The sequence below is a fragment of the Motilimonas sp. 1_MG-2023 genome (genome assembly GCF_030547455.1).
Taxonomy (GTDB): Bacteria; Pseudomonadota; Gammaproteobacteria; order Enterobacterales; family CBDFNC01; genus Motilimonas.
In genome coordinates, this window is record NZ_JAUOPX010000026.1 from 35,457 (window position 1) to 59,286 (window position 23,830).

Genomic DNA, 23,830 nt, shown 5'->3' on the forward strand with positions numbered 1-23,830 from the left:
CATTGGTTAACAGGTGGTGATTATTTGCGGCTATCGCGGCTTGCTTTAGCCAGTTCGTGTAGCATTTTTTCTGTGTCTGACCAATTGATACAAGCATCGGTAATACTTTTACCAAACACGAGCTCTTTACCATCTTCAACCGCTTGATTACCTTCTTCTAAGAAGCTCTCAATCATGACGCCAGCAATGGCTTTGCTGCCACTGCGCATTTGCGTCATGATGTCTTCAGCTACATCCCATTGCTTTTTATATTGCTTTAAGCTGTTGCCGTGGCTGAAGTCAACAATGATGCGCGGAGTAAGACCAACATCGCTCAGCTGTTCTGCTGATGCTGTCACATGTTCTTGACTGTAGTTCGGTGTTTTGCCGCCGCGTAGAATGATGTGGCCATATGGGTTACCTGCGGTTTTATAAATAGTCATGCGACCATTTTTGTCCGGCGAGTAAAAAATGTGGCGCGCTTTAGCGGCGCGAACGGCATCCATTGCGATTTGCAAATTACCATCGGTGCCGTTTTTAAAGCCAACAGGGCAAGAAAGAGCAGATGCCATCTCACGGTGAATTTGGCTTTCCGTGGTACGTGCACCTATTGCGCCCCAAGTGATTAAATCGGCTAGATATTGCCCTGTTACCATGTCTAAAAACTCAGTGGCAGTGGCAAGGCCCAGTTCGTTAATATCAAGCAACAGGTTACGTGCAAGGGCTATCCCTTTATTCACGTTGTAGCTACCGTCCAGATCCGGATCATTTATTAAGCCTTTCCAGCCAACAATGGTGCGAGGTTTTTCAAAGTAGGTGCGCATCACAATGCATAAATCATCACTCAACTCGTCTTTTAGTTTGACGAGGCGTTTAGCGTATTCAATGCCTGCTGCTGGGTCGTGAATGGAGCAAGGGCCAACCACGACAAGTAAACGCTTGTCTTCACCGGATATGATGGCTTCTACTTCTCGTCTTGCTCTGGTGACGACACCAGCCGCCGCGTCACTGACGGGTCTGATTTCGGTTAACTCGGCAGGGGTAATTAAAAAGTCTTGTTTTTCTGTACGTAACTCGTCAGTTTTCAATGGCATCTGGCCTATTTCCTAATCGTTTGAAACTGCTTTTTTGAGCAAATGTTTAATTATGAATGATAGCTGTCATCACCTTAGCTAAAAACGCCAAGTGTTTAAAGAAAAAGGCTAATGCAGGGCTAAAAAAGCTTATCTGGTGGCAAAAATTCACAGATGTTTGTTCCTTGGTAGGGGAATAGGTAGAATGCGCGTCTAAGTCAGTTAGATAGCGTTTCGAGGTTTGGTTGCACCATTATCAAGATTTAATTGCCATATTTGAACAGTGCTTTCTCGTACATGAGAATACTCAGTTAGTGGCGGGCGAGGGAGAGCCTATCTATTTGCCGGCAGATGAAAAGCATGCGCATCACCGCATTATTTTTGCACATGGTTTTTTTGCTAGTGCGTTGCATGAGATTTCCCATTGGTGCATCGCGGGTAAAAAACGCCGTTTGTTGGTTGATTTTGGTTATTGGTATGAGCCAGATGGACGAAACGAGCAGCAACAAGCTGCCTTTGAGCAGGTAGAAATTAAGCCCCAAGCGGTTGAATGGGCTCTGGCGGTTAGCTGCGGGTTTGATTTTTCGGTCAGTTGTGACAACCTGTCTGGCATTGAAATTGACCGGTTAGGTTTTCAGCATAGAGTGTACGACCAAGTATTAATCTATCTCGAACAAGGGTTTCCGGCAAGAGCTCAGCTTTTAATTAACGCCTTAGGTGAATTTTATGGCGTTGCTCCATTACAGCGAGGGTCATTTGACTATCGCGGCATGTATTTAAGGTAAATTTAATGTACTCCCTATATGAACAAATAGAACAAAAAGCGGCAGCTATTTTAGATGCGGGCACCAGTGATGAGCTGTTTGCGTCTGGCTATCTATCGGGGCACTTGAGCTTAGCGTTAGCTCAGTGTGAACAGAAAAATACACTGTCAGAACAAGATTTTAAGAAACAAGTTGAATCAGGTTTAGCGCAAGCTTTTACGGCTAAAGAGCTGACCCCACCCGATCAAGTTTTGGTGCAAGAAATGTGGGCGTTTTTATCACAGCCATAGACAGTACTATTGCTGTTTACGTTTCTTTATCGTCATTCGTTTTTTTCGGCAAGGCGGCAGTGCAGGTTTTGTTACGGCCTGATTCTTTTGCCTTGTACAGCGCTGCGTCAGACTCTTTAAGCCAAACACTCTCATCGGCCATATCCTCGTGAGTTTGCGCCACACCTAAACTGATGGTGAAGCAAATATCATGTTCTTCATGATAAACGTGAAGAGCTTCAATGCTTTTACGTAAACGCTCCGCAAAAAATAGGGCTTTTTCGGCTGGGGTATCAATTAATAACACGGCAAATTCTTCGCCGCCATACCGACCCGCTATGTCAGTTTCTCTTAAATTTTGCTTGAGGGCGGCACTAACAGCTTGGATTACTTTATCACCAGCTTGATGACCATAAGTGTCGTTGACACGTTTGAAATGGTCTATGTCAAACATAATTAAACAAGCGTTGGCTTGGGTACGCTTATAACGTAGAAACTCATGTTTGAATTGCTCTTCCCAATAACCACGATTAAAAAGCTGGGTTAGGGCATCAATGCGACTTAGTTCTTTCAGTTGGTTATTCAGATCTTTTAGTTGTAGTTTGTTAACTGCGCTGTCGGTGACGTCGTAAATAATCAAGCTCACATGAGTCACTTCACCGGTTAAGCTCATCAATGGAATGATGGTCATATTTTGGTACATGAACTCAGCGGTGCCGGTTATGGGACGATAATTTTTAAAACGAAAAATATATGGGCGCTGCTCCCAGGTGGTAAACGCGCGGTTTTTTAATAAAAAGACTGATTCAATTTTTTGAGTGAGCCATTCTTTGGGAATTTCATCAAACAAATCAAACATCACTTGGTTTTGTACTTGGCTACCACCTTTGCCACTGTGGTTTTCCATAAAACCATTCCAAGCTTGTACTTTATGCTCACGATCAAGGACCACAAGGCCAACATCGATGGTTTGTACCATCTCGACCATCCAATGAAATTCTTTTAAATCAAAAGCGCTATTTTGCATAATTTAATTCAACAAGTAAGTGAGTTTATTATTTAGGGTTGTGATGGAATCTTCGGTAAATAGCATCAATAAGTCACAATGAATGTTATGATTTTCAATCACATAGTTTATCTCAATAGCTAAGGTTTGCTTCCATCGGGCTTGGTTTTCATTCACTAACTCTGAAATCTGACAATGTTGACCGAGTACTACGGGGTGTCCTTGGCTAAATGACATATCTAATTGTTCTGCAAATCCTTTTAAGAAAGCACCGATCAAAATATTGGCGATATCCATCATCACTTCTACTTCGGCTTGCTCGTTAAGCTCGCCTTTAAAGTTCATTAAGCCTGCCATGTCTTTAAAACTGGAGTCATGAAATAAAATCAGTGCCTCACCGGCAATACCTGCACCAATATAGCCTTGGCAAACGGCAGAGATAGTATCGGTCGACTCAGCCGCCTCCAGAGCCATGGTTAATTCACTAACTTCGAGTAGATTTACCGTAGGGATAGGTAATAGTACAAATACGTTAAGTAGTCTTGCGAGTAAATCGGCCGCTTGGCCCATCGCGACGTTTGCGACTTCTTGGTAGGCGTCACGAGCATCATTAGAAAGTTCAATCTTTGGCCCCGCGTAAGCGGTTATGTCATCTTCAGCTAATTCAGCTTCCACAACACTTGGCTCCGGTGCGGCGGGAGGGGCAAGATCAGGGAGTAAGTCCGCTTCATTGATAACGCCATATTGTTTTAAAATATCAGCTATTTTTTCTTTGCTTACCGGCTTCTTAATAAAATCTAACGCACCAAAGCCCATCACTTTTTCACGGGCTTCAGGCTGAATATCACCAGAAACAACAATTACCATGGCATTTAAGTCTTGTTTGCAAACAGCCTCTAATACTTCGTAGCCATCCATAACAGGCATGTTTAAATCTAAAAATACAACGCTGCCTAGGCCCTTTTTAATTGCTTCTAAGCCTTCACCACCGTGGGTGGCAAAGGTAATCTCAACATTCCAATTATCAGGAAGGCTGCGAGCCATCTGCTTACGGGCCAGTGCCGAATCATCACAAATAAGAACGGGTAATGACATGTGAAATTCCTAAAATTGCTTTATTTCATCTTATGGCAATAAATGGGTTATTGCCACGTAAGCGGACCATATATATTGTTTTTTGTGGCATTTTTCGTTGATGTTTGTGGCATAAAGGGGGGCTGATGATTCTTTCTATCAGTTGATAGGATTAGATAAGTTGTAGTTAGATTGCATTATTCTTATTAAGAAAAATGTAAAAGAGTCTACTTTTTGTGAGAAACATCAGTAAAAAAGCAAAAACAATCATCATCAAACTTGCTCAATTAGAATGCAAGTGATAGCTTGGAGCAGATTTTTATTGGGCTGCTCAATTTCATTTGTGACTCGATCACAGGGAATATTATAACTAAAAATGAAATACTTATCTTTACTCTCTCTGTTTTGCTGTGCAATTAGCTTAGGTTTAAACAGTGCTCATGCTGCCACACAATGGCAAGCTTCTAGTAAACTCGACATGCTGACGCCAAATGTGAACGTCAACTTTAAGTTCTATGATCTTGAAGCTAAGAGCATGTATGAACTATTCCAAAAAATTCGTATTGTTGGTCCTGCTGGACAAGCTGGCAACAAGGCGGCAGGTAAAGCCAGTTATAGTATGAACTGGCAACTCAACTTTGAAAAAAATGGGGCGCAATGTCGTGTTGGCGATGGTGCAGTGGATATCGAAATTGATATTGTGGTGCCTCGTTGGTTGAATGTTGATTCTCAATCAGAGCAATCGCAGGCTCACTGGCAAACCTATTTAGGTGGCTTGTTAGACCATGAGAGTGGTCACAAAGATATCGTACTGAAGGCTGCTGACAAGCTTATTGATTACATCAAGTCATCTCCGGTTAACAAGGGATGCGCTCAATTGCAGCAACAAATAGACAAAGCTGGCTATCAATTTTTGGCCCAAGCAAAAGCAGAAAGTGATACTTATGATCAAAGAATGAAGCTGTCTTTCAAATAACGGCTCATTCTGATAAGCATATTGTTACGCAGGCCGCTTATAGCGGCCTGCCTTTTTTCAGGCTTCTAAGCCAATACCGATTCGGATGTAATAACGCTAGAATAGCTTGGCTCACTGGCAATGGCTCACCACTTAGCTCACTGGCCAGTATTTCAGCCATTAACGGAGCGGTACACAAGCCTCTTGAGCCTAATGCGCCCAGCATATAAAGGTTAGGGTAGCAGGCATTGCTTGATGACTCGGGGTTAAACTGCGAAAACGCTTCAAAGATAGGTACGCCGCCAACAAAAGGTAAGTTATCACGGGTGCCACAGCGCACTCCGACACGCGCATCATGATCAGAAAAGTCTAATGACTCAGGCCAGTTTACCTTATCAAGAGACGAGATTATCTTGGTGTGATTTTCTTCGTGTTCCTCCAAGCTAAAGGCGCGAGAGTTATCATTTCGTCCGTAGCTAGCACCAATGCAATGCATACCTTCATGTGCTGGGGTCAGGTAACCTTGGTAGCATAAAACCGTGTTCAGATTGCTAGTTTGCTCTGTGCTTGGTACATGACTGACTTGCCCGCGTACAGGATAGATAGGCAGTTGTTTTAGTGGGGCAAAGTTTAGCTGATTTGCACCGCTGGCAATGATGAGCAAATCCGCCTGATGGATTTGAGCGTTACAGGAAAATTGCCAGCTTAAATGGTTTTGCTCAATCTCCTTAACCTTTGCGTTGAGGTGAAGGGTTAGTTGACCGCGATCTTGTGCTTCTTTGACCAACGCGTTGGTTAAGTCACTTGGACTAAGCCAAGCGCCATTGGGGTAAAACAGTCCTCTGGCACCAATGTCTAAGCCAACTGTTTTGCCAATTTCTTCTGCACTCAGCGCTTTTACTAAAGTTGTAGGGTATTGTGTATCGATAATTCGCTGAATTTTTTTTCCGGATTTTTCATTGTAATCCACCTCAACAACACCGCAAAAATCATGACGAATAGGGTGGCGAGCGAGTTGTCTAAGGGTTTGACAGCTAAATTCAAAGGCATGTGCAAATAGTTCGCTGTTGTTAGGGTTGTTAGGACTCAGCAGTGGGTAGAGGGCTCCTTGTCGGTTGCCCGAGGCATCCTGTGCGAGTGTTGCATCTTTACAAAATAGCTCAACTTGCCAGCCTTTATTGACCAACGCGAGAGCCGTCGCTGCTGATGCGATCCCCCCTCCGATTATTGTTGCTTTGTTGCTTGTGCATTGGGGGGCTTCTCTGCTCTGAAAAGGATGAGAAGGCTCTTCGGCGCGGTGACATTCAATTTCCCCAGCTAGCATTTCTCGTTTTCTGCCAAACCCTTTTACTTTTGACATGGTAAAGCCTGCTTCTATTAAACCGCGGCGGACAAATCCTGCTGCCGTGAAAGTCGCAACAGTGGCACCGGGTTTTACTAGTTTGGCCATGGCGTTAAATAACTCTTGCGACCACATATCGGGGTTTTTACTGGGTGCAAAGCCATCTAAGAACCAACAATCTATTAAGCCGCCAATAGGACAATAAATTTTTGGTAAGGAATCGTGTATGTCGCCAAACCATAAATCCAATACTATTTCACCATGTTGTAAATTCAGTCGATGGCAGCCAGGGGTGGCGCTAGGGTAGTGCTCGAGCAATTGTTTCGCTAATTCGGCCAGTTCGGGCCATTGACTTAAAGCTTGAGCTAAGTCGGCATAAGTTAAAGGATATTTTTCAAAACTGGTAAAATACAGTCTGCTGGGGCCTGAATCGGGGTTACAGGCTTTAAACTCGTTGAAGCACTGCCAAGCGGTTAAAAAGTTTAGGCCGGTACCGAAGCCTGTTTCCGCGATGACAAAGTGATCTTGAGCAAAATTATGCCATCTATTTGGCAGTTTGTTAGCACTGAGAAAAACATGTTTAGTTTCATCTAATTCATTGATATTTGAGAAATAAATATCATCAAATTGTTCCGATGTTGGGGTGCCATTGTCGTTCCAGTTGAGATTTGCGTGCTCGAGTTTTTGATTTAACAAGGAAAATTTCACTATTTTATGGCATGATGTTGCCGATTTTACCTTAAATTGTCGAAAGCCGACCAGTTGTCATAAACAAAATGATATAATAGTCGGCAACGTGAGAACCACAGGGTCTATAAATGAGAAGAGCAGTCATCACAGGTATCGGTGTTATTTCCAGTATTGGTAACAATAAAGAGGAAGTACTAACGTCACTACAACAGGGCAAGTCCGGTATCCGTTTTTCTGAGCAATTTGCAGAATACAAGTTACGTAGCCAAGTTTGGGGTGCATTGAATGTGCAACCAAAAGATCACATCGACCGCAAAGTTATGCGTTTTATGGGTGATGCAGCCGGTTTTGCTTACTTAGCAATGGAGCAAGCAATTGCTGATGCACAGCTGTCCGATGAAGACGTATCAAATGAGCGTACGGGCTTAGTGGTTGGTTCAGGTGGCGGCTCGTCTGAAAACCAAGTGGCAGCAGCAGATATATTACGTGAAAAAGGCGTAAAACGCGTTGGTCCTTATATGGTACCAAGAACGATGGCTAGTACTACATCGGCTTGTTTGGCAACGCCTTTTAAAATTAAAGGCATTAACTATTCAATTAGTTCGGCCTGTGCAACCAGTGCACACTGTATTGGCAACGCGCTAGAGCAGATCCAACTTGGCAAACAAGACATCGTTTTTGCTGGTGGTGCTGAAGAGCTACACTGGACATTGGCGATGGAATTTGATGCCATGGGTGCATTGTCAACAAAGTACAATGAAACACCTGAAAAAGCGTCTCGTACTTATGACGCTAATCGTGATGGTTTTGTTATCTCTGGCGGCGGCGGTATGGTTGTGGTCGAAGAATACGAGCACGCAGTTGCACGTGGCGCAAAAATTTACGCTGAAATTGTCGGTTATGGCGCAACATCTGATGGCTACGACATGGTGGCTCCTTCAGGTGAAGGTGCGGTACGTTGTATGAAGCAAGCCATGGCGACGGTTAAAGGTGACATTGATTACCTTAATACGCACGGCACTTCTACACCCGTTGGCGACGTTCGTGAGCTTGAAGCTATTAAAGAAGTGTTTGGCGATAAGGCACCAAAAATCAGTGCAACCAAGTCAATGACGGGTCATGCTCTTGGTGCCGCAGGTGTGCATGAAGCCATTTACAGCCTGCTAATGGTTGAAAACAATTTTATTGCGCCAAGCATTAACATCGACCAAGCAGATGAAAAAGCGGAAGGCTTGCCAATTGTTAAAAATGTTGCTGAATCAGCAGAGCTGAAAACAGTGATGTCAAATAGCTTTGGATTTGGTGGCACTAACGCAACGTTAGTATTCCAAAAAATCTAATTTAGTTGGATTGAATGGATAGAGCAGGGAGCATTCTCTGCTCTTTTTTGTTTCTGACGCTTATAAAACTTAGGCTAACGTTATTACTAAGATGAAAATTTTTCTCGATTCCAATATCCCGTTTGCTCAAGAAATGTTCAGTGATTTAGGTGAGCTGCACTCTTTCGAAGGGCGAAATGTGACCGCTGAGCAATTAAAGGATGCTGACGCCCTTTTGGTGCGTTCAATTACGCAAGTCAATGAAGCCTTATTATGTAAGAACGAACGGCTTCAGTTTGTGGGTACCGCCACCATTGGTATGGATCATATTGATAAAACCTATCTATCTGCGCGCAATATTCCATTCCATAGTGCCCCAGGTTGTAATAAAGAGTCAGTGGCACAATATGTCGTGAGTGCGATCTTAGTACATGCTGAAAAACACCTGATTAATTTACAAGGTAAAACCGTTGGTATTGTGGGGGCCGGGAATACGGGGAGCGCCGTTTGGCAAAAATTAACGGCATTGGGCATGAAGTGCCACCTATGTGATCCGTTGCTGGAGCAGGCCGGAGACAAACGTCAGTTTGTTGACATGAAAACCATCATGGAATGTGATTTCATTAGTTTGCATGTACCGCTCACGGTGGATGGGGATTATGCAACCAAGCATCTATTCGATCAGCAGCGTTTACGTCAGTTGAATCAGCATCAAGTGCTAATTAATACCTCACGTGGTGATGTTATTAACAATCAAGCTTTATTAGAGCGTGTTGAATCAGGTTCGTTACCAACCTTGATTTTAGATGTATGGGAAAATGAACCAAATATCGAAATGGCTTTGTTACCTTATACTGACATCGCGACACCGCATATCGCGGGCTACAGCTTAGAAGGAAAAGCCAATGGTACAGAAATACTGTACCGGGCTTTGTGTCAACAATTAGGTGAAACGCCAAGTAAAAAAGTAAGCCAGTTTTTACCACCTGCGGTCGTCGACAGTATTCAAATTAATGCAGAGTTGAACCAAAACTTGGTGAAGTCACTCGTTCATCTTGTTTACGATGTAAGGCGTGATGACAACATTTTTCGTGCCGAGATAGGCCTACCTAATGGTTTTGATTTAATGCGGAAAAATTATCGTGAACGGCGTGAGTTCTCGACACTGAATGTGTCTCTTGGCGCAAATCAAGAAGCTCACTTACTGGCTGCGTTAGGTTTTACCATCGCAAACTAATTTAATAACAATATTATTCTATGCATCTCAATATGATGCTTGGAGAGGGATTATGGAACGTTTAATCAATATCGCAGTACTTGGCGCTACAGGCACAGTAGGCAATGCTGTGGTCGAGCAGCTAGAAGAGCGTGAATACCCCGTTAATCAATTATTTCTACTGTCTAGTGATAATGGCGCGGGTGAAACCCTGATGTATAAAGGCAAGCGTCAACGGGTGCAAAATGTCGCTGATTTTGATTGGAGCCAAGTTGAAATTGCCATTTTTGTCGCCGGCGAGCAAGGTGCTAAAGAGTGGGCAACAGTGGCGACAGATGCTGGCTGTTTAGTAATAGACAGCTCGGCTGCGTTTACTGATGATCCCGATATCCCACAGGTTATTCCGGAAATCAATGCAGGCGCTTTGGCACAAATTCATCAATCGAAAATTGTCGTTAGTCCAAGTTGCGCCGTTATTGCTAGCGCTTTAGTGCTGAAGCCAATCCATGATGAAGTGGGTATTACTCAGGTCAATATTTCAACCTATCAGTCAGTGTCTAGCGCGGGTAAAAAGGGCATTAGCACCTTAGCCAATCAAACCGCAAAATTACTGAACGCTAAACCTATTGAGCCTGACTATTTTGCTGCGCAAATTGCTTTTAATTGTATTCCTCAATCAGGAAATCGGTTAGCTAACGGTTACAGCCAAGATGAGATGTTACTCGTGTCGCAAACACAGCGCATTCTCTCAGATCCTGAGTTGAAAATAAGTCCAACCTGTGTCGTGGTACCGGTGTTTCATGGTTTAGGTGCATCTTTACACATTGAAACACGCTTTCCACTGGAGATAAACGAAATTACGGGCATGATCCGTGATGCGCAAGGTGTTGAGCTTGTTGAAGAAGCCGACGAGATCGCTACCCAAGTTAGCCATGCCGTTGGTCAAGATACTGTTTACGTTGATCGTGTCCGTAAAGACCTATGCAATGATAATGGAATCCAACTCTGGTTGACCCTAGATAACTTGAAAAAAGGCAGTGCAACCAATTTAGTACAAATTGCTGAACATATAGGCCAGTACTATTTATAATTTTATGTTGCTAACGCACTCGTTTTAATAGAAATATATCATCAATAGCTCCAAAATAGGGGGCTGGATCTCAATTCTAGCCCCTATCCCCCCTGCACTTTCTTTTGTAACTAGATTAGCCCTTCATGCTGGTTTATAGTGATGGGTCATTGAATAAGTATATGCGCTCTCTCAGCGTTATATTTGCTGGTTTTTTGAGCAAATCAAAAATAAAGGATAAAACATGGGACGTTATTTTTCCCGCGCGGCTGTAGCTTTACCTCTATTACTCGCTGCGAGTAACATTAGTGCCGAAGAAGATGTATTCAAAGATGCCCCGGGTTTTTATGTTGAGCTAACTGGGCCCAAAGGTGAAACCGCCAAAGAAGTAAGAACGGTGAAAGCCACGCCTACCGCAGCATCTGCTAGCAGCAGCGCATCAGCTGGAACCTATGGGCCGTTAAAATCTTCTGATACTATGTGGTCTATTGCCAGCAAGGTAAGACCTAATCGAAATGTATCCGTCCATCAAATGATGGCGGCTATCTTTAATAAAAACCCACATGCATTTCTAAATAATGATATTAATCGGCTAGTCAATGGTGCGGTATTAACCATCCCTAGCTATGAAGAAATCAGTGGTGTTGACAAGCAAGTCGCTCGTGAAAGTTTTATTGCAAAAACGCAAGCCGCTAAGCCTGCCACTAAACCTGTGGCCAAAGCTGCTGAACCAGCTAAAGCAGAAAAAGTAGCCGAGCAAGTCGTAACTGAAAAGGTGAAGCCAACGCCTGCGCCAGCAGCTTCTCCTGAGCCGGTACAAAAAGTTGCTGAAACCAAAGTCGAACAAACCATGCCTGATATGGCGGCTAATAATGCCGCGGTTAGTGGGGAGCTTGAGCAGTTAAAAACGCAACTTGATGACTCAAATGAGCAGTTGATGCAAGTTGCTGAGTCTAATCAACGCATGAAAGTCAAGTTGGAAGCATTGTCCAATGATTTGTCGACGCTGAAAACACAGCTTCAAGAAGACTCTAAGGTTCAGTTAGAAATCAAAGAGCTGTTATCCCAGCAATTAGCCAAGCCAGCACCTGAAACGACAGCGCAAGAGGAAAGTGATGATCTACTAAAAATTATCACCTCAAGCTGGTTATATCTAGGCGCGTTAATAGCGATGCCTATTTTAATTCTGTTAGTTATCTTAAGTTTCTGGTTACGAGCTAAAACGAAAAGAGAAGCAGAAGAGCAAGAGCAAGAGATCGCCACATCAACCAGCACTTTGATGGAAGAGAAAAGTGAATATGATGAATTACTTGCCGCCGATGAAGAAGCTCAAGAAGCAAGTGCTTCTGAGCAAGAATTCACTGTTGAAGATAACTTAGCTGCTGATGAGCTAACCAATGCGAATCTAGCGTCTGATGACATTGACTTAATGAGTGAAATTGACCTTGATTCTGATGACAGCCTTAACGCAGATTTAGATTTTGGCAATGATGAACTTGAGAGTATCAATGATGAGTTTGACTCATTAAAAGAGATGAGTGAGCCCGAGTCTAAAGCAGAGCCTGAAGACAGCTTTGATTTTGACTTGTCCGATGGGCTGAATCTGGAAGACGAGTTAATTGAGCCAGAAGTTGAGCAAACTAATAGCATTGAAGAGTTAGCTACTGAAGCGCCAGTGATCGAAGACGAAGTTGTTTTTGAACAACCAATCGAAGAGCCGGTAACGGCTGATACTGTAGCAGAAGCAGAAGAAATAGCATTTAACCCTGATGAGTTACTGTCTGTGGATGATCTTGAAAATATCGAGTTCGAAGAAGCTGAAGATGAATTATTTGAATTAGCTGAGAGCAATGAGTTAGTTCAAGAAGAAGACATGATTGTTGAGCTGGGTGAAGACGATGACATCTTATTAGAAGAGTTGTCGCCAAGTGCCATGGACGATGATCTGGTTTCTGATTTAGCGCCTAAGGCTGAAGCCGCTACTGAGGTTGAAGCACCTAAATCAGCAACAGACCTAGACGAATTTGACTTCAATATGGCAGAGGATACGCCATCAGAGGCGATAGAAGAGTCAGTTGCTGAGCCGTTAGAAATTGAAACTGCTGAAAAAAGCAGTGGCGATGATAACGAATTAGATTGGGACTTTGCTGAGATTGATACGGTAGATGAGCCTGTTACTGCACCTGAAATAACAGAAGTCGATGATATTGACGACACTGATCTATTAGCCAGTCAACTTGGAGAGATCGCATTTAACGAGCCATCCTCTCCGGCGGATGTTCCCAATGTAGCTGATGTATCAGACGATTACATTGATATCGAACGTTTACTCGAAGAAAGCGGTGACGAAAGTACTGATGAGCCATACCAAGGTGCTAACTTTGATTTAGGCTTAGACGACTTCCCAGAAGTGTTACCGGAGGCCGGTGGTGTTGATGTTGACATCGATGAAGGCGGAATTGGTCAAAAGCTAGATCTAGCGCGTGCTTATCTTGAGATAGATGACAAAGATGGCGCCAAAAGTATTCTAGAAGAAATCCAAGGCCAAGGAAGTGAAGAGCAAATAGCGGAAGTGACGAAATTACTAAACCGTTTAGGTTAAGTGTTCAGCAAAACTTCACCATAAGGGATGCCAAAGGCATCCCTTTTTTGTTGCACTCGTTCCATCTTGACAAGGTTTGGGTATAATTGCCTCTTTTTTTAATAGGCACATTTTCTCATGCAAATAGCACTCGGTATCGAATACGATGGTTCAGCGTATTATGGCTGGCAAAAACAAATAGAAGTCGATACGGTGCAAGACCGCTTAGAAGCAGCCCTGAGCTTAGTAGCCAATGAAAAAATTGATACATTTTGCGCCGGTCGCACCGATGCGGGCGTTCATGCGACTGGTCAAGTGGTGCATTTTACCACTAACGCTATTCGCAATGAGCGTGCTTGGACGCTTGGTGTAAATGCTAATTTACCTGACGACATAGCAGTCGTTTGGGTTAAAGAAGTACCGGATACCTTTCATGCAAGGTTTTCAGCTACTGCAAGGCGCTATCGTTATATTATCGATAATTCAAACCTACGTAGCGCAATTTTAAGTAAAGGTCTTAGTCATTATCATGAACGCCTTGACGAAAAGCGGATGCATCAAGCGGCGCAATACTTAGTTGGCCGTCATGACTTTACTTCATTTAGAGCAAAGCATTGCCAAGCTAAGTCACCTTGTCGTGACATTGAACATATTCAAATCACCCGTCAGGGGCCGTATATTATCATTGATATAAAAGCGAATGCTTTCTTGCATCATATGGTGCGAAATATCACCGGCAGCTTGATTGAGGTGGGTAAAGCAAAACAGCCGATTGATTGGTTGGCACGGCTTTTAGAAGCAAAAGATCGCAGTGTGGCTGCCGCTACCGCTAAAGCAGGAGGGCTATATTTAGTTGACGTGGACTATCCCGCTGAGTTTGAATTGCCAGCCCACCATATCGGCCCATTATTTATTGATAACCAATAAGAAGCATTGATGAAACCAACAAATTTATCTGACTGGCTAAGCCATCTAGAGCAGCTTCACCCAAGTGAAATCGAATTGGGTTTAACCCGTGTCCGACAAGTCGCAGAACAGTTAGCACTGATCAACTTTGATGCAAAAGTGGTCCTTGTTGGCGGCACTAACGGTAAAGGTACAACCTGTGCCTTATTGGAATCAATGCTGATGACAGCTGGTTACAAGGTTGGCGTATATTGCTCTCCGCACTTAATTCGTTATACCGAGCGTGTGCGCATAAATGGGCAAGAATTATCAGAGCAAAGTCACTGTGATGCTTTTAGCACGATTGAACAAGGGCGCGGAGATACTGCATTAACCTATTTTGAATTTGGCACCCTAGGGGCACTATATTTACTTAAGCAGGCGCAATGTGATGTTATTTTACTTGAGGTCGGACTGGGTGGGCGTTTAGATGCAACCAATATCGTTGAGCCTGATGTGTCAGTGGTGACCACCATTGATATTGACCATGTAGAATGGCTAGGTGATAACCGCGAAGATGTTAGTTTTGAAAAAGCGGGCATTTTCCGCAGTGGTAAGCCAGCCATTTGCGGCGATTTTGACACTCCTGCGCGTTTGATCGAGCACGCCAATACTATTGATGCCCACCTCATGCTTGCCAATCAAGCCTTTGCTATGGAAATAGGAGAGGGCGTTTGGCATTGGCAAGGTGGTGAGAAAGCACTGCGAGATTTACCTATTATCCCGCTGCCATTGCAAAATGCGTCAACGGCGTTGGCGACGTTAGCGGTACTGGGTCTTGACATCACACCCGAGCAAATCAAACAAGGATTATCCCAAGCGCGATTAGCGGGCAGAATGCAATGTATTCAAACGGAGCCAATGGTTATTTTGGATGTGGCCCATAATCCGCATTCTGCAGGGTATTTAGCAGAGCAATTAAAGCTAATGCCGAAACAGCCCATTCGCGCAGTGGTTGGTATGCTAAAAGATAAAGACATTAAGGCGACATTAGCGCAATTTGATGGCTTAATCAGTCATTGGTATTTAGCTGACTTGCAAGGGCCAAGAGCGGCCACTGCCGAAGTATTAGCACAATATACGCCCGCTGATGCCAGCCAACTGTTTAAAAATGTTGAGCTTGCTTATCAGCAAGCAGTTGCTGACAGTGAGGCAGAGTCGGTGGTAATTGTGTTCGGCTCGTTTTACACTGTAGCGGAAATTATCGATAGACAACAAAAAGGTTAGCGCGTGGCAACTCAGTTTCAAAATCGGTTAGTCGGTACCATTATATTAGTTGCGTTGGCAGTTTTATTTTTGCCAAATTTATTAGATGGCCAGAAAGAATCATATCGGGAAGAATTTGTGGCTATTCCAATCCAACCTGAGATGGCAGAGCCGAGCCAGCAGCAAGCTTATCAGCCGCCCGCTGATTTGAGTGAAGAAGATACTGAGTTTGAGATTGAAACCTTGCCCGATGCGGTTGTTATTAAAGCGCAAGATGATGTCGAGCCAGTCAATAAGCCTGCTGACAATGCGCAAACCGCTCAGACTGATACGGCGGAAAAAGTACAAACAACTAACCCGACACCAGAGCCGATAAAAATAGTCACAGCTAAACCAGTAGAAAAAGCCGTTATTAAGGCTACGCCAGAGTCGGTGAAAGTGACGAAGGTGAAGCCTACCCCTGCACCAGAAGTGGCAAAGGTTGAGTCAACGGCAACGCCAGAGCCACTGAAAGCGGGCGTAGTTAAGCCCGTCGCTCCGGTAGCTAAGGCCGAATTTAAAGATGCGGCATGGGTCGTTCAACTTGGCGCTTTTCGAAATGCTGCTAACGTTAAAGCCTTAGTGAAAAAGTTACAGAAAGCGGGCTATACAGTACACACTATTCCGGCAGTGGTGACGGATCAAAGTATTAACAAGGTATTTGTTGGTCCTGATGTATCGGCACAAAAATTAGAACAAAAATTGCCTGCATTAAAGGAACTGACTGGGTTACAAGGGCGTGTTATTGCCTACAACCCTCTTGGCTAAGTGTGATCTAATGCCATTTTTTGCAAGCAATTTGTTAACAAGGGTGATAGAATCGCGGCGTTTTTTAGCTAGGTTGTCCAACAGGATTAACCACGTTCGGGTAAATAAATGGTCTGGATAGATTACGCCATCCTCGGGATTATCAGTTTGTCAGCGATAATCAGTTTAGTGAGGGGATTTGTCAAAGAAGCCTTTTCACTGGCCAGCTGGTTTGCTGCCTTTTTTGTTGCCAGTCAATTTTACTCCGATCTTGCTACCTTATTCACAAATATCAATGACCCCATGATCCGCAATGCCGCTGCTATCGCTGCTTTGTTTGTTATCACCTTATTGCTTGGGGCGCTCGTCAACTACATTATTAGCCAACTCGTCACTAAAACCGGCCTATCAGGCACAGACCGAGTACTAGGTATCTGTTTTGGCGCCATTCGCGGCGCGCTAATCGTTAGTGCATTACTGTTTTTTATGGATTCGTTTACCGCCTTCCCAACTACACCTTGGTGGCAAGCGTCAACCTTAATACCTGAATTTGGCATAGTCATCGAGTGGTTTTTTGAGTATGTGAAAACCTCCTCCAGTTTTTTAACCAGCCCCTAAAATACAAGGACAAGAGACATGTGTGGTATTGTCGGCATCGTTGGATCTACCCCTGTTAATCAAAGCATCTATGATGCATTAACTGTGCTGCAGCACAGAGGTCAAGATGCAGCAGGCATCGTGACTATTTCAGAAGGTAACTTTAAGCAGCGTAAAGCCAATGGTTTGGTCAAAGATGTGTTTGAGTCAAAACACATGCAGCGCTTAAAAGGAAATATCGGTATTGGCCATGTGCGCTACCCAACAGCGGGTAGTTCAAGTGCCGCCGAGGCGCAGCCATTTTATGTGAACTTTCCTTACGGCATGGCTTTAGCCCATAACGGTAATCTAACCAATGCTCCTGATTTGGCGAAAGTTGCTATTAAATCTCGTCGTCACATCAACACCACGTCAGATTCTGAAACACTGTTAAACGTGCTAGCACATGAATTAGCCCGTGTTGATAAAGACCAGCTTGATGCTGCTGATATTTTTGCTGCTATCAGCAAAGTACACGAGCAAGCCCTTGGCGCTTACGCCGTGGCGACCATTTTAAATGGACATGGTTTGATTGCATTTCGTGACCCTAATGGCATTCGTCCTTTAGTGTTGGGTAAACGTGTTGCAGAAGACGGCCAAACTGAGTACATGGTGGCTTCTGAAAGTGTTGCGATTGACGCCATTGGTTTTGAGTTTATTCGCGATGTGGTGCCTGGCGAAGCGGTATATATTACCGAAAAAGGTGAGCTACATACGCAACAGTGTGCTGCTAATCCAGACTACTGTCCGTGTATCTTTGAATATGTATATTTTGCTCGCCCTGACTCCACTATCGATAATATTTCGGTATACGGCGCTCGCCTAGAAATGGGTAAAACCTTAGGTGATAAAATTAAGCGTGAGTGGGACGATCTTGATATTGATGTGGTTATTCCTATCCCGGAAACCTCTTGTGATGTGGCGCTGCAAATTGCACTCCAGCTTGAGCTACCATATCGTCAAGGTTTCGTGAAAAACCGCTACATTGGCCGTACCTTTATCATGCCGGGCCAAACTCAGCGTCGTAAATCAGTGCGCCGTAAGCTTAACGCTATTGATGCCGAGTTTGCTGGTAAAAATGTATTGTTAGTTGATGATTCGATTGTTCGTGGTACTACCAGTGAGCAAATCGTTGAAATGGCGCGTGACGCAGGTGCTAAAAAAGTGTACTTCGCTTCAGCGGCACCAGAAATTCGTTTCCCTAACGTATACGGGATTGATATGCCAACGGCAAACGAGCTGATTGCCCACGGCCGCGATGTTGACCAAATTTGTCAAAACATTGGTGCTGATGGCTTGATCTTTCAAGATCTAAAAGACCTCGTTAAAGCGGTTTCAGTCCAAAACCCAGAAATTACTAAGTTTGAAACTTCAGTGTTTAACGGTGAATACGTAACTAAAGACATTGACCAAGACTACCTTGATTATCTCAATAACTTACGCAACGACGATGCCAAAGAACTCCGTGAGCAAAAAGAAGAAATTGCTAACCTTGAGATGCATAACGAAGGAGCATAACCTTTAATTGCTTCAGAGGTTAATAAAAAGGCTACCTAGAGTAGCCTTTTTTATTGCTGAAATATATTAAATGAACGCAGGCCCAAACCCGACTGACCATAAAATGACGGTACTCGCTAAAATCGCCACTAATAATACTAGCCCGACCGTGACCACTGAGCTTGCGAAAATAAAGCCCTGATCTTCTGGAATATGCATCAAGATAGGTACACCTGTGTAGAGCAGGTAAATTGACCAAGCTAAACCAGCAAAGCCCACCAGCATGATAAACCAAGGGTGTGGGTAGAGGGCAGCAAAGCCGACCATAAACAAGGGGGTTGCCGTATAAGCGGCAAGCTCTAGAGCATGAACAAAATTAGGTTTTGCCCCAAAGGTTTGGCTCATCCAATTGGTAAGGTAGGCGAGGGCAAAGACACCAGTGACTAACGCAAAGTAGGTTGCGATTGACATCATCGCGGCGCTATTGACTGATAAGAATATGGGGTCACCAACGCCGATACTCCAACCAATAAAAGCAGTGGAATAAAACATACACACACTAGGCACTAAGGCAATTATCAAAATATGGCTTAAGCTGGCACTGATGCTTTCATGGTTACGATCTATAGTATGCCACTCAGTTTTTGGGTGGGCATATAATCCCCAAATATGGTTAAGTATCATAATCTGTCCCTCGTCCAATGATTTAGATGTATACGTTACACATCCAATAAGTAGATCAAGTGTTAAATTTTACAACTAAGTAACATTTTTCCACTGCTCTAACTTTAGTCGAGGTTTGAAGCGACAGGCAAATTTGGCTAAAAATTAACCTTTATCGTTAAGAAAGGGTTGTGAGATAAGTTGCTTGCCAGCCGAGTTAACTAATAACATGCTACCTTGCTCATACCAGTCCCCTAATACAATACGAGTTGCGGGGTTCTGATTAATCTCAAACTCGTGTATTGCTGGCCGATGAGTGTGACCATGGATCATCAGGTTTACGCCAAACTTAAGGCAATCTTCTTGTACTGCGGGTGGGTACACATCCATGATCTCTTTGCGTTGTTGCTGTTTTTCCTTGCTTTGGTTTTTACTGCTGGTGCGGATTTTCTCGCCAATTTTAGCGCGGACAAACTTTGGCAACGCTAAGAACAGCATCCGTAACCAAGGTTTATAAACCCATTTACGATAATTTTGGTATGCCTCATCTTCGGTACAAAGGGTATCTCCATGCAGCAATAATGCGGTTTCGCCATAGAGTTGTACTAAGGATTTTTCAGCCAAGATAGTCATATCACAAAGGCGTGCGTAGCGCTCTCCGAGCATAAAATCACGGTTGCCGTGAATATAGTAACAAGGAACCCCTGATTGGCTTAAATCAGATAGGGCTTTTGCAACCTGTTCAGTTAGGGGCGTTTGAATATCGTCCCCCAACCAAATCTCAAATAAGTCACCTAAGATATATAAGGCATCGGCTTGACGCGCCTCAGTAGCCAAAAACTGCAGGAACAACGCCGTGATATCAGGGCGAGATTCAGTTAGATGTAAATCGGCAATAAAATAGGTGCTCATTATCAACTACTTATTCAGCAACAGTCGCACTAACAATAACCACTTCTTCTAGTGGTACGTCTTGGTGCATGCCGTAGTTACCTGTTGCAACTGCTTTAATTGCTTCAACAACTTCCATGCCAGCAACTACTTTACCAAATACACAGTAGCCCCAGCCTTGAGTTGTTTCAGATTTAAAATCAAGAAATGTATTGTCGTTTACATTGATAAAAAACTGAGCAGAGGCTGAGTGTGGGTCCATCGTACGAGCCATCGCTAACGTGCCCGTTTTGTTAGATAGGCCATTGTTCGCTTCATTTTTGATCGGCGCGCGCGTTTGCTTTTCATCCATGCCTGAAGCAAAACCACCACCTTGAACCATAAAACCGTCTATTACACGATGAAAAATAGTGCCATCGTAATGGCCTTCCTTAACGTATTGTGCAAAGTTTTCAGCGGTTACCGGCGCGTTCTCGTAATCGAGTTCAATTTGGATGTCGCCGTGGTTAGTTGTTAACGTGATCATTTTGTTACCTTACCTATTAATAAGGCCCGTATTCTAACCTAAGCAAAGCAGCGGGAAAACCACCGCTTCGGATAAACCGCATCAAAACCCTAGCATTTAGCTGAATTTAAATAGGCGATGAGGCAGGTTGGACAATGCATACATATTTTTTGTTGGTGAGGTGCTTGGGTATATGAGCAGGCTGTTAACAAGCAATTGCCCGTAACAGGTGAATTTAAGCGTCGCTCACGGTAGAATGCGATTTTTGTCCCCACTATTTAGTATCGAGGAACAGATGCTCAAGATATACAACACATTGACACGTCAAAAAGAGGAATTTAAACCTTTAACCGCCGGCAAAGTTGGCATGTATGTGTGTGGGGTAACCATTTACGATTACTGTCATATCGGTCATGGCCGTACGTTTGTTGCGTTTGACTTGGTTGCACGTTACCTACGCTATGCTGGATACGATTTAACCTTTGTGCGCAATATTACCGACGTTGACGACAAAATTATTAAACGTGCTAATGAAAATGGTGAAAGCTGCGACGCGCTAACCGCTCGTTTCACCCAAGCCATGCACGATGATTTTGATGCTTTAAATATTAGCCGGCCTGATTTTGAGCCACGCGTGACCAATCACATGGATGATGTGATTGAGATGATTGAAAAACTGATAGCTAAAAACAATGCTTATGTATCGAGCACAGGTGACGTCTTGTTTTCGGTTAGCTCATTTGCCGATTACGGCAAGCTCAGCCAACAGAATTTAGAGATGTTACAAGCGGGTGCGCGCGTTGAAGTAGAGCAAAGTAAAAACGACCCTCTGGATTTTGTATTGTGGAAAATGTCTAAGCCGGGTGAGCCCAGTTGGGAGTCTCCATGGGGCGCTGGTCGTCCAGGTTGGCACATTGAATGTAGCGCAATGAATAACAAAATTTTAGGTGAAGTATTTGATATTCATGGCGGCGGTTCAGATTTAGCCTTTCCGCATCATGAGAATGAAATTGCGCAGTCGTGCTGTGCCCATAACGGCGAGTACGTTAACACTTGGATGCACTCTGGCATGGTGCAGGTTGATAAAGTGAAAATGTCCAAGTCACTGAATAACTTTTTCACTATTCGTGATGTGTTAGCTGAATACGATGCTGAGTCGGTGCGTTACTTTTTATTGTCAGGCCATTATCGCAGTCAGCTCAACTACAGCGAAGACAACTTAAAGCAGGCGCGTTCAGCCCTCGAACGTTTATATACCGCTCTGCGCGGTATTACGCCGAGCACCGCAGCAACCGATTCGCCTTATGCTACGCAGTTTAAGCTGGCAATGGATGACGACTTTAATACGCCTGAAGCGCTGCCAGTATTGTTTGAACTAGCAAAAGAAATTAACAAAGTTAAAGACAGCGACGGTGATAAGGCCCAAGCGCTGGCTGCTGAGTTATTAACTTACGCTGAGGTGTTAGGCTTACTGTACCAAGATCCTGAGCAATTTTTGCAAGGCGGTGAGTCAGATGATGAGGTGGCTGTGATTGAGGCGTTGATTAAACAACGTAACGATGCTCGCGCCGCTAAAGATTGGGCCAGTGCTGATGATGCCAGAGATAAGCTTAACGCAATGAATATTGTGCTTGAAGACAGCGCAGGTAAGACTACTTGGCGCAAAGCTTAATTTTACTTAATGCACGAATAAAAAATGGAGGCGTTAGCCTCCGTTTTTGTTATTGGTTATTTATCACCGCTTCACTTAAGCCTTATCGAAAGACTCACAAGCTTCTAAAGTATTTTCAATCAACGTCGCGACCGTCATTGGGCCAACGCCACCCGGTACTGGCGTAATAAAAGCGGCGTGCTGACGTGCTACTTCAAATTCCACATCACCCACTAGCTTGCCGTTTTCAAGGCGATTAATACCTACATCAATAACCGTAGCACCCTGTTTCACCCATTCACCAGGAATAAAGTTAGGCTTTCCTACACCAACAACCAGTAAATCGGCTTGGCGCACGTGATGTTCAAGATCAACGGTGAAGCGATGACAGCAAGTGACAGTACAGCCCGCGAGTAGTAATTCCAACATCATCGGACGACCAACAATGTTAGAAGCCCCTACAATGACTGCATGTTTACCGTGTGGCGCTTGTTGGGTGCTATTAAACAGTGTGATGATACCTTTCGGTGTACAAGGACGAAGCTGTGGAATACGCTGCGCTAGGCGGCCTACATTGTAAGGATGAAAGCCATCAACATCTTTATCAGGACGAATGCGTTCGATTACCTGAGTAGAGTCAAGTCCTTCAGGTAGTGGCAGCTGTACTAAAATGCCATCGACTGTATCATCTTCGTTTAAGCTATCAATTAATGACAATAGCTCTTCTTGAGAGGTAGTAACGGGGAGATCATAAGACTTAGATACAAAGCCTACTTCTTCACAGGCACGGCGTTTACTGCCTACATACACTTGCGAAGCGGGGTCAAGCCCTACTAATACTACCGCTAAACCGGGTGCTCTTTTTCCTAAGGCTAAACGTTGTTGCACTTTCTCAGCTACATTTGTTCTTATTTGTTTAGCGATGGCTGTTCCGTCAATTATTTGCGCAGACATTGATTTTGCTACTCTTTTATTGTCATTAAAACTGCTTATATTGTGGCAGAACAACGAAAGCTTGTCAGCCAATTCGTACAACCCTTATGCATGCTGATTAACAATTGAGCGAACAGCAAATTTTTTAAAGAAAGTGTTTGACCAACTGGGCTCAACTCAGTAATATCCCGCCCCGTTGTCAGGCACTAAGCGGTTGCAAAGCCTTTAGCGCTTACAGTATGCGCCCTTAGCTCAGCTGGATAGAGCAACGGCCTTCTAAGCCGTAGGTCGAAGGTTCGAATCCTTCAGGGTGCGCCATTTAATTTGAATGAATTCAGTTAAACGGTTAGAGATATAGCGGCGGATGTAGCTCAGTTGGTAGAGCCCCGGATTGTGATTCCGGTTGTCGCGGGTTCAATCCCCGTCATTCGCCCCATCTTCTTCAAGAAGATAAAATGCGGAAGTGGTGAAATTGGTAGACACGCTAGATTTAGGTTCTAGTGCCGCAAGGTGTGAGAGTTCAAGTCTCTCCTTCCGCACCATTTAACGTCAATGAGTTGGACAGACGTTAACTTGCTCCATAAGCAAGCCTCCAAGCAAGATTTAGTTCGGTGATTAGCGCAGCCTGGTAGCGCATCGTCGCGAAGCTCATAGAGAGTGGGACCAGAGGGTATCGACCCTCTACAATATACCAGCGCACAGTTTTAGTTCGGTGATTAGCGCAGCCTGGTAGCGCATCGTCGCGAAGCTCATAGAGAGTGGGACCAGAGGGTATCGACC

21 protein-coding genes and 3 tRNA genes are annotated in these 23,830 nt (G+C 44.0%); 16 read left to right on the forward strand and 8 right to left on the reverse strand.

Annotation, left to right across the window (positions count from 1 at the left end; genetic code table 11):
- Positions 1–20: 20 nt before the first annotated feature.
- Positions 21–1,073, reverse strand: a complete 1,053-nt coding sequence (locus Q4519_RS13950; protein WP_303513207.1) for a 3-deoxy-7-phosphoheptulonate synthase — start codon at positions 1,071–1,073, stop codon at positions 21–23.
- 224 nt (positions 1,074–1,297) lie between these two features.
- Here Q4519_RS13950 and Q4519_RS13955 point away from each other — a divergent pair, with 224 nt between their 5' ends.
- Positions 1,298–1,837 carry an elongation factor P hydroxylase gene (locus Q4519_RS13955; RefSeq protein ID WP_303513209.1) on the forward strand — a complete coding sequence of 180 codons (540 nt, stop codon included), beginning with the start codon at positions 1,298–1,300 and terminating at the stop codon, positions 1,835–1,837.
- A gap of 5 nt (positions 1,838–1,842) precedes the next feature.
- A complete protein-coding gene (locus Q4519_RS13960; protein WP_232801046.1) occupies positions 1,843–2,106 on the forward strand; it encodes a YfcL family protein in 264 nt (87 codons plus the stop codon).
- Between the two features lie 16 nt (positions 2,107–2,122).
- Here the strand turns inward: Q4519_RS13960 and Q4519_RS13965 are convergent, their stop codons facing one another.
- Positions 2,123–3,112, reverse strand: a complete 990-nt coding sequence (locus Q4519_RS13965; protein ID WP_232801048.1) for a diguanylate cyclase — start codon at positions 3,110–3,112, stop codon at positions 2,123–2,125.
- A gap of 3 nt (positions 3,113–3,115) precedes the next feature.
- On the reverse strand, positions 3,116–4,186 hold the full coding sequence (locus tag Q4519_RS13970; RefSeq protein WP_232801050.1) for a response regulator: 1,071 nt from the start codon (positions 4,184–4,186) through the stop codon (positions 3,116–3,118).
- Positions 4,187–4,541: 355 nt separating this feature from the next.
- On the opposite strand from Q4519_RS13970, the gene Q4519_RS13975 reads away from it, so the two are divergent.
- Positions 4,542–5,141: a DUF922 domain-containing protein gene (locus tag Q4519_RS13975; RefSeq protein WP_232801052.1), complete on the forward strand. Its 600-nt coding sequence runs from the start codon at positions 4,542–4,544 to the stop codon at positions 5,139–5,141.
- A 37-nt stretch (positions 5,142–5,178) separates the two neighbouring features.
- Here the strand turns inward: Q4519_RS13975 and mnmC are convergent, their stop codons facing one another.
- Positions 5,179–7,158 carry a bifunctional tRNA (5-methylaminomethyl-2-thiouridine)(34)-methyltransferase MnmD/FAD-dependent 5-carboxymethylaminomethyl-2-thiouridine(34) oxidoreductase MnmC gene (gene mnmC, locus Q4519_RS13980; RefSeq protein ID WP_303513213.1) on the reverse strand — a complete coding sequence of 660 codons (1,980 nt, stop codon included), beginning with the start codon at positions 7,156–7,158 and terminating at the stop codon, positions 5,179–5,181.
- Positions 7,159–7,280: 122 nt separating this feature from the next.
- Here mnmC and fabB point away from each other — a divergent pair, with 122 nt between their 5' ends.
- The 9 genes from fabB (at position 7,281) to purF (ending at position 18,428) form a co-directional block, all read left to right on the forward strand.
- Positions 7,281–8,492 carry a beta-ketoacyl-ACP synthase I gene (fabB, locus tag Q4519_RS13985; protein ID WP_232801056.1) on the forward strand — a complete coding sequence of 404 codons (1,212 nt, stop codon included), beginning with the start codon at positions 7,281–7,283 and terminating at the stop codon, positions 8,490–8,492.
- 91 nt (positions 8,493–8,583) lie between these two features.
- On the forward strand, positions 8,584–9,708 hold the full coding sequence (locus Q4519_RS13990; RefSeq protein WP_303513215.1) for a 4-phosphoerythronate dehydrogenase: 1,125 nt from the start codon (positions 8,584–8,586) through the stop codon (positions 9,706–9,708).
- 52 nt (positions 9,709–9,760) lie between these two features.
- Positions 9,761–10,777 carry an aspartate-semialdehyde dehydrogenase gene (locus Q4519_RS13995; RefSeq protein WP_303513217.1) on the forward strand — a complete coding sequence of 339 codons (1,017 nt, stop codon included), beginning with the start codon at positions 9,761–9,763 and terminating at the stop codon, positions 10,775–10,777.
- 223 nt (positions 10,778–11,000) lie between these two features.
- Positions 11,001–13,358, forward strand: a complete 2,358-nt coding sequence (locus tag Q4519_RS14000) for a FimV/HubP family polar landmark protein (protein WP_303513219.1) — start codon at positions 11,001–11,003, stop codon at positions 13,356–13,358.
- A gap of 117 nt (positions 13,359–13,475) precedes the next feature.
- The gene (gene truA, locus Q4519_RS14005; protein WP_232801063.1) at positions 13,476–14,264 is read left to right on the forward strand and encodes a tRNA pseudouridine(38-40) synthase TruA; all 789 of its coding nucleotides are present in this window, start codon (positions 13,476–13,478) and stop codon (positions 14,262–14,264) included.
- A 9-nt stretch (positions 14,265–14,273) separates the two neighbouring features.
- The gene (folC, locus tag Q4519_RS14010; protein ID WP_303513223.1) at positions 14,274–15,509 is read left to right on the forward strand and encodes a bifunctional tetrahydrofolate synthase/dihydrofolate synthase; all 1,236 of its coding nucleotides are present in this window, start codon (positions 14,274–14,276) and stop codon (positions 15,507–15,509) included.
- 3 nt (positions 15,510–15,512) lie between these two features.
- The gene (dedD, locus tag Q4519_RS14015; protein ID WP_303513224.1) at positions 15,513–16,295 is read left to right on the forward strand and encodes a cell division protein DedD; all 783 of its coding nucleotides are present in this window, start codon (positions 15,513–15,515) and stop codon (positions 16,293–16,295) included.
- A gap of 108 nt (positions 16,296–16,403) precedes the next feature.
- On the forward strand, positions 16,404–16,892 hold the full coding sequence (locus tag Q4519_RS14020; protein ID WP_232801068.1) for a CvpA family protein: 489 nt from the start codon (positions 16,404–16,406) through the stop codon (positions 16,890–16,892).
- 18 nt (positions 16,893–16,910) lie between these two features.
- Positions 16,911–18,428, forward strand: a complete 1,518-nt coding sequence (gene purF / locus Q4519_RS14025; protein ID WP_232801070.1) for an amidophosphoribosyltransferase — start codon at positions 16,911–16,913, stop codon at positions 18,426–18,428.
- A gap of 66 nt (positions 18,429–18,494) precedes the next feature.
- On the opposite strand, the gene Q4519_RS14030 is transcribed toward purF, so the two are convergent.
- The 3 genes from Q4519_RS14030 to Q4519_RS14040 all read right to left on the reverse strand — a co-directional run bounded on the left by Q4519_RS14030 (position 18,495) and on the right by Q4519_RS14040 (position 20,487).
- Positions 18,495–19,091, reverse strand: a complete 597-nt coding sequence (locus Q4519_RS14030; RefSeq protein WP_232801072.1) for a Yip1 family protein — start codon at positions 19,089–19,091, stop codon at positions 18,495–18,497.
- A gap of 144 nt (positions 19,092–19,235) precedes the next feature.
- Positions 19,236–19,982 (reverse strand): UDP-2,3-diacylglucosamine diphosphatase, encoded by a 747-nt coding sequence (gene lpxH / locus Q4519_RS14035; protein WP_336623449.1) that lies wholly within the window; start codon positions 19,980–19,982, stop codon positions 19,236–19,238.
- A gap of 10 nt (positions 19,983–19,992) precedes the next feature.
- Positions 19,993–20,487, reverse strand: coding sequence for a peptidylprolyl isomerase (locus tag Q4519_RS14040; protein ID WP_232801075.1), 495 nt, complete (start codon positions 20,485–20,487; stop codon positions 19,993–19,995).
- 274 nt (positions 20,488–20,761) lie between these two features.
- On the opposite strand from Q4519_RS14040, the gene cysS reads away from it, so the two are divergent.
- On the forward strand, positions 20,762–22,138 hold the full coding sequence (gene cysS, locus Q4519_RS14045) for a cysteine--tRNA ligase (RefSeq protein WP_303513231.1): 1,377 nt from the start codon (positions 20,762–20,764) through the stop codon (positions 22,136–22,138).
- 75 nt (positions 22,139–22,213) lie between these two features.
- On the opposite strand, the gene folD is transcribed toward cysS, so the two are convergent.
- Entirely contained in the window at positions 22,214–23,071 is an 858-nt protein-coding gene (gene folD / locus Q4519_RS14050; RefSeq protein WP_232801080.1) for a bifunctional methylenetetrahydrofolate dehydrogenase/methenyltetrahydrofolate cyclohydrolase FolD, read from the reverse strand.
- Between the two features lie 220 nt (positions 23,072–23,291).
- Between folD and Q4519_RS14055 the strand changes: the two genes are divergently transcribed.
- The 3 genes from Q4519_RS14055 (at position 23,292) to Q4519_RS14065 (ending at position 23,592) form a co-directional block, all read left to right on the forward strand.
- A tRNA-Arg gene (locus Q4519_RS14055) sits at positions 23,292–23,368 on the forward strand.
- 42 nt (positions 23,369–23,410) lie between these two features.
- Positions 23,411–23,486: transfer RNA gene (locus Q4519_RS14060), tRNA-His, on the forward strand.
- Positions 23,487–23,507: 21 nt separating this feature from the next.
- Positions 23,508–23,592, forward strand: a tRNA-Leu gene (locus Q4519_RS14065).
- The last annotated feature ends 238 nt before the right edge of the window (positions 23,593–23,830 follow it).

Excerpts from the sequence above, each read along its gene's own strand:
- fabB (WP_232801056.1), top strand. The coding sequence starts at position 7,281 with ATGAGAAGAGCAGTCATCACAGGTATCGGTGTTATTTCCAGTATTGGT.
- folD (WP_232801080.1), bottom strand. The coding sequence starts at position 23,071 with ATGTCTGCGCAAATAATTGACGGAACAGCCATCGCTAAACAAATAAGA.
- Q4519_RS13965 (WP_232801048.1), bottom strand. The coding sequence starts at position 3,112 with ATGCAAAATAGCGCTTTTGATTTAAAAGAATTTCATTGGATGGTCGAG.
- Q4519_RS13975 (WP_232801052.1), top strand. The coding sequence starts at position 4,542 with ATGAAATACTTATCTTTACTCTCTCTGTTTTGCTGTGCAATTAGCTTA.
- Q4519_RS14040 (WP_232801075.1), bottom strand. The coding sequence starts at position 20,487 with ATGATCACGTTAACAACTAACCACGGCGACATCCAAATTGAACTCGAT.
- Q4519_RS13990 (WP_303513215.1), top strand. The coding sequence starts at position 8,584 with ATGAAAATTTTTCTCGATTCCAATATCCCGTTTGCTCAAGAAATGTTC.
- folC (WP_303513223.1), top strand. The coding sequence starts at position 14,274 with ATGAAACCAACAAATTTATCTGACTGGCTAAGCCATCTAGAGCAGCTT.
- purF (WP_232801070.1), top strand. The coding sequence starts at position 16,911 with ATGTGTGGTATTGTCGGCATCGTTGGATCTACCCCTGTTAATCAAAGC.
- Q4519_RS14020 (WP_232801068.1), top strand. The coding sequence starts at position 16,404 with ATGGTCTGGATAGATTACGCCATCCTCGGGATTATCAGTTTGTCAGCG.
- truA (WP_232801063.1), top strand. The coding sequence starts at position 13,476 with ATGCAAATAGCACTCGGTATCGAATACGATGGTTCAGCGTATTATGGC.
- Q4519_RS13960 (WP_232801046.1), top strand. The coding sequence starts at position 1,843 with ATGTACTCCCTATATGAACAAATAGAACAAAAAGCGGCAGCTATTTTA.
- Q4519_RS14000 (WP_303513219.1), top strand. The coding sequence starts at position 11,001 with ATGGGACGTTATTTTTCCCGCGCGGCTGTAGCTTTACCTCTATTACTC.
- Q4519_RS13970 (WP_232801050.1), bottom strand. The coding sequence starts at position 4,186 with ATGTCATTACCCGTTCTTATTTGTGATGATTCGGCACTGGCCCGTAAG.
- Q4519_RS14030 (WP_232801072.1), bottom strand. The coding sequence starts at position 19,091 with ATGATACTTAACCATATTTGGGGATTATATGCCCACCCAAAAACTGAG.
- lpxH (WP_336623449.1), bottom strand. The coding sequence starts at position 19,982 with ATGAGCACCTATTTTATTGCCGATTTACATCTAACTGAATCTCGCCCT.
- Q4519_RS13950 (WP_303513207.1), bottom strand. The coding sequence starts at position 1,073 with ATGCCATTGAAAACTGACGAGTTACGTACAGAAAAACAAGACTTTTTA.
- Q4519_RS13995 (WP_303513217.1), top strand. The coding sequence starts at position 9,761 with ATGGAACGTTTAATCAATATCGCAGTACTTGGCGCTACAGGCACAGTA.
- cysS (WP_303513231.1), top strand. The coding sequence starts at position 20,762 with ATGCTCAAGATATACAACACATTGACACGTCAAAAAGAGGAATTTAAA.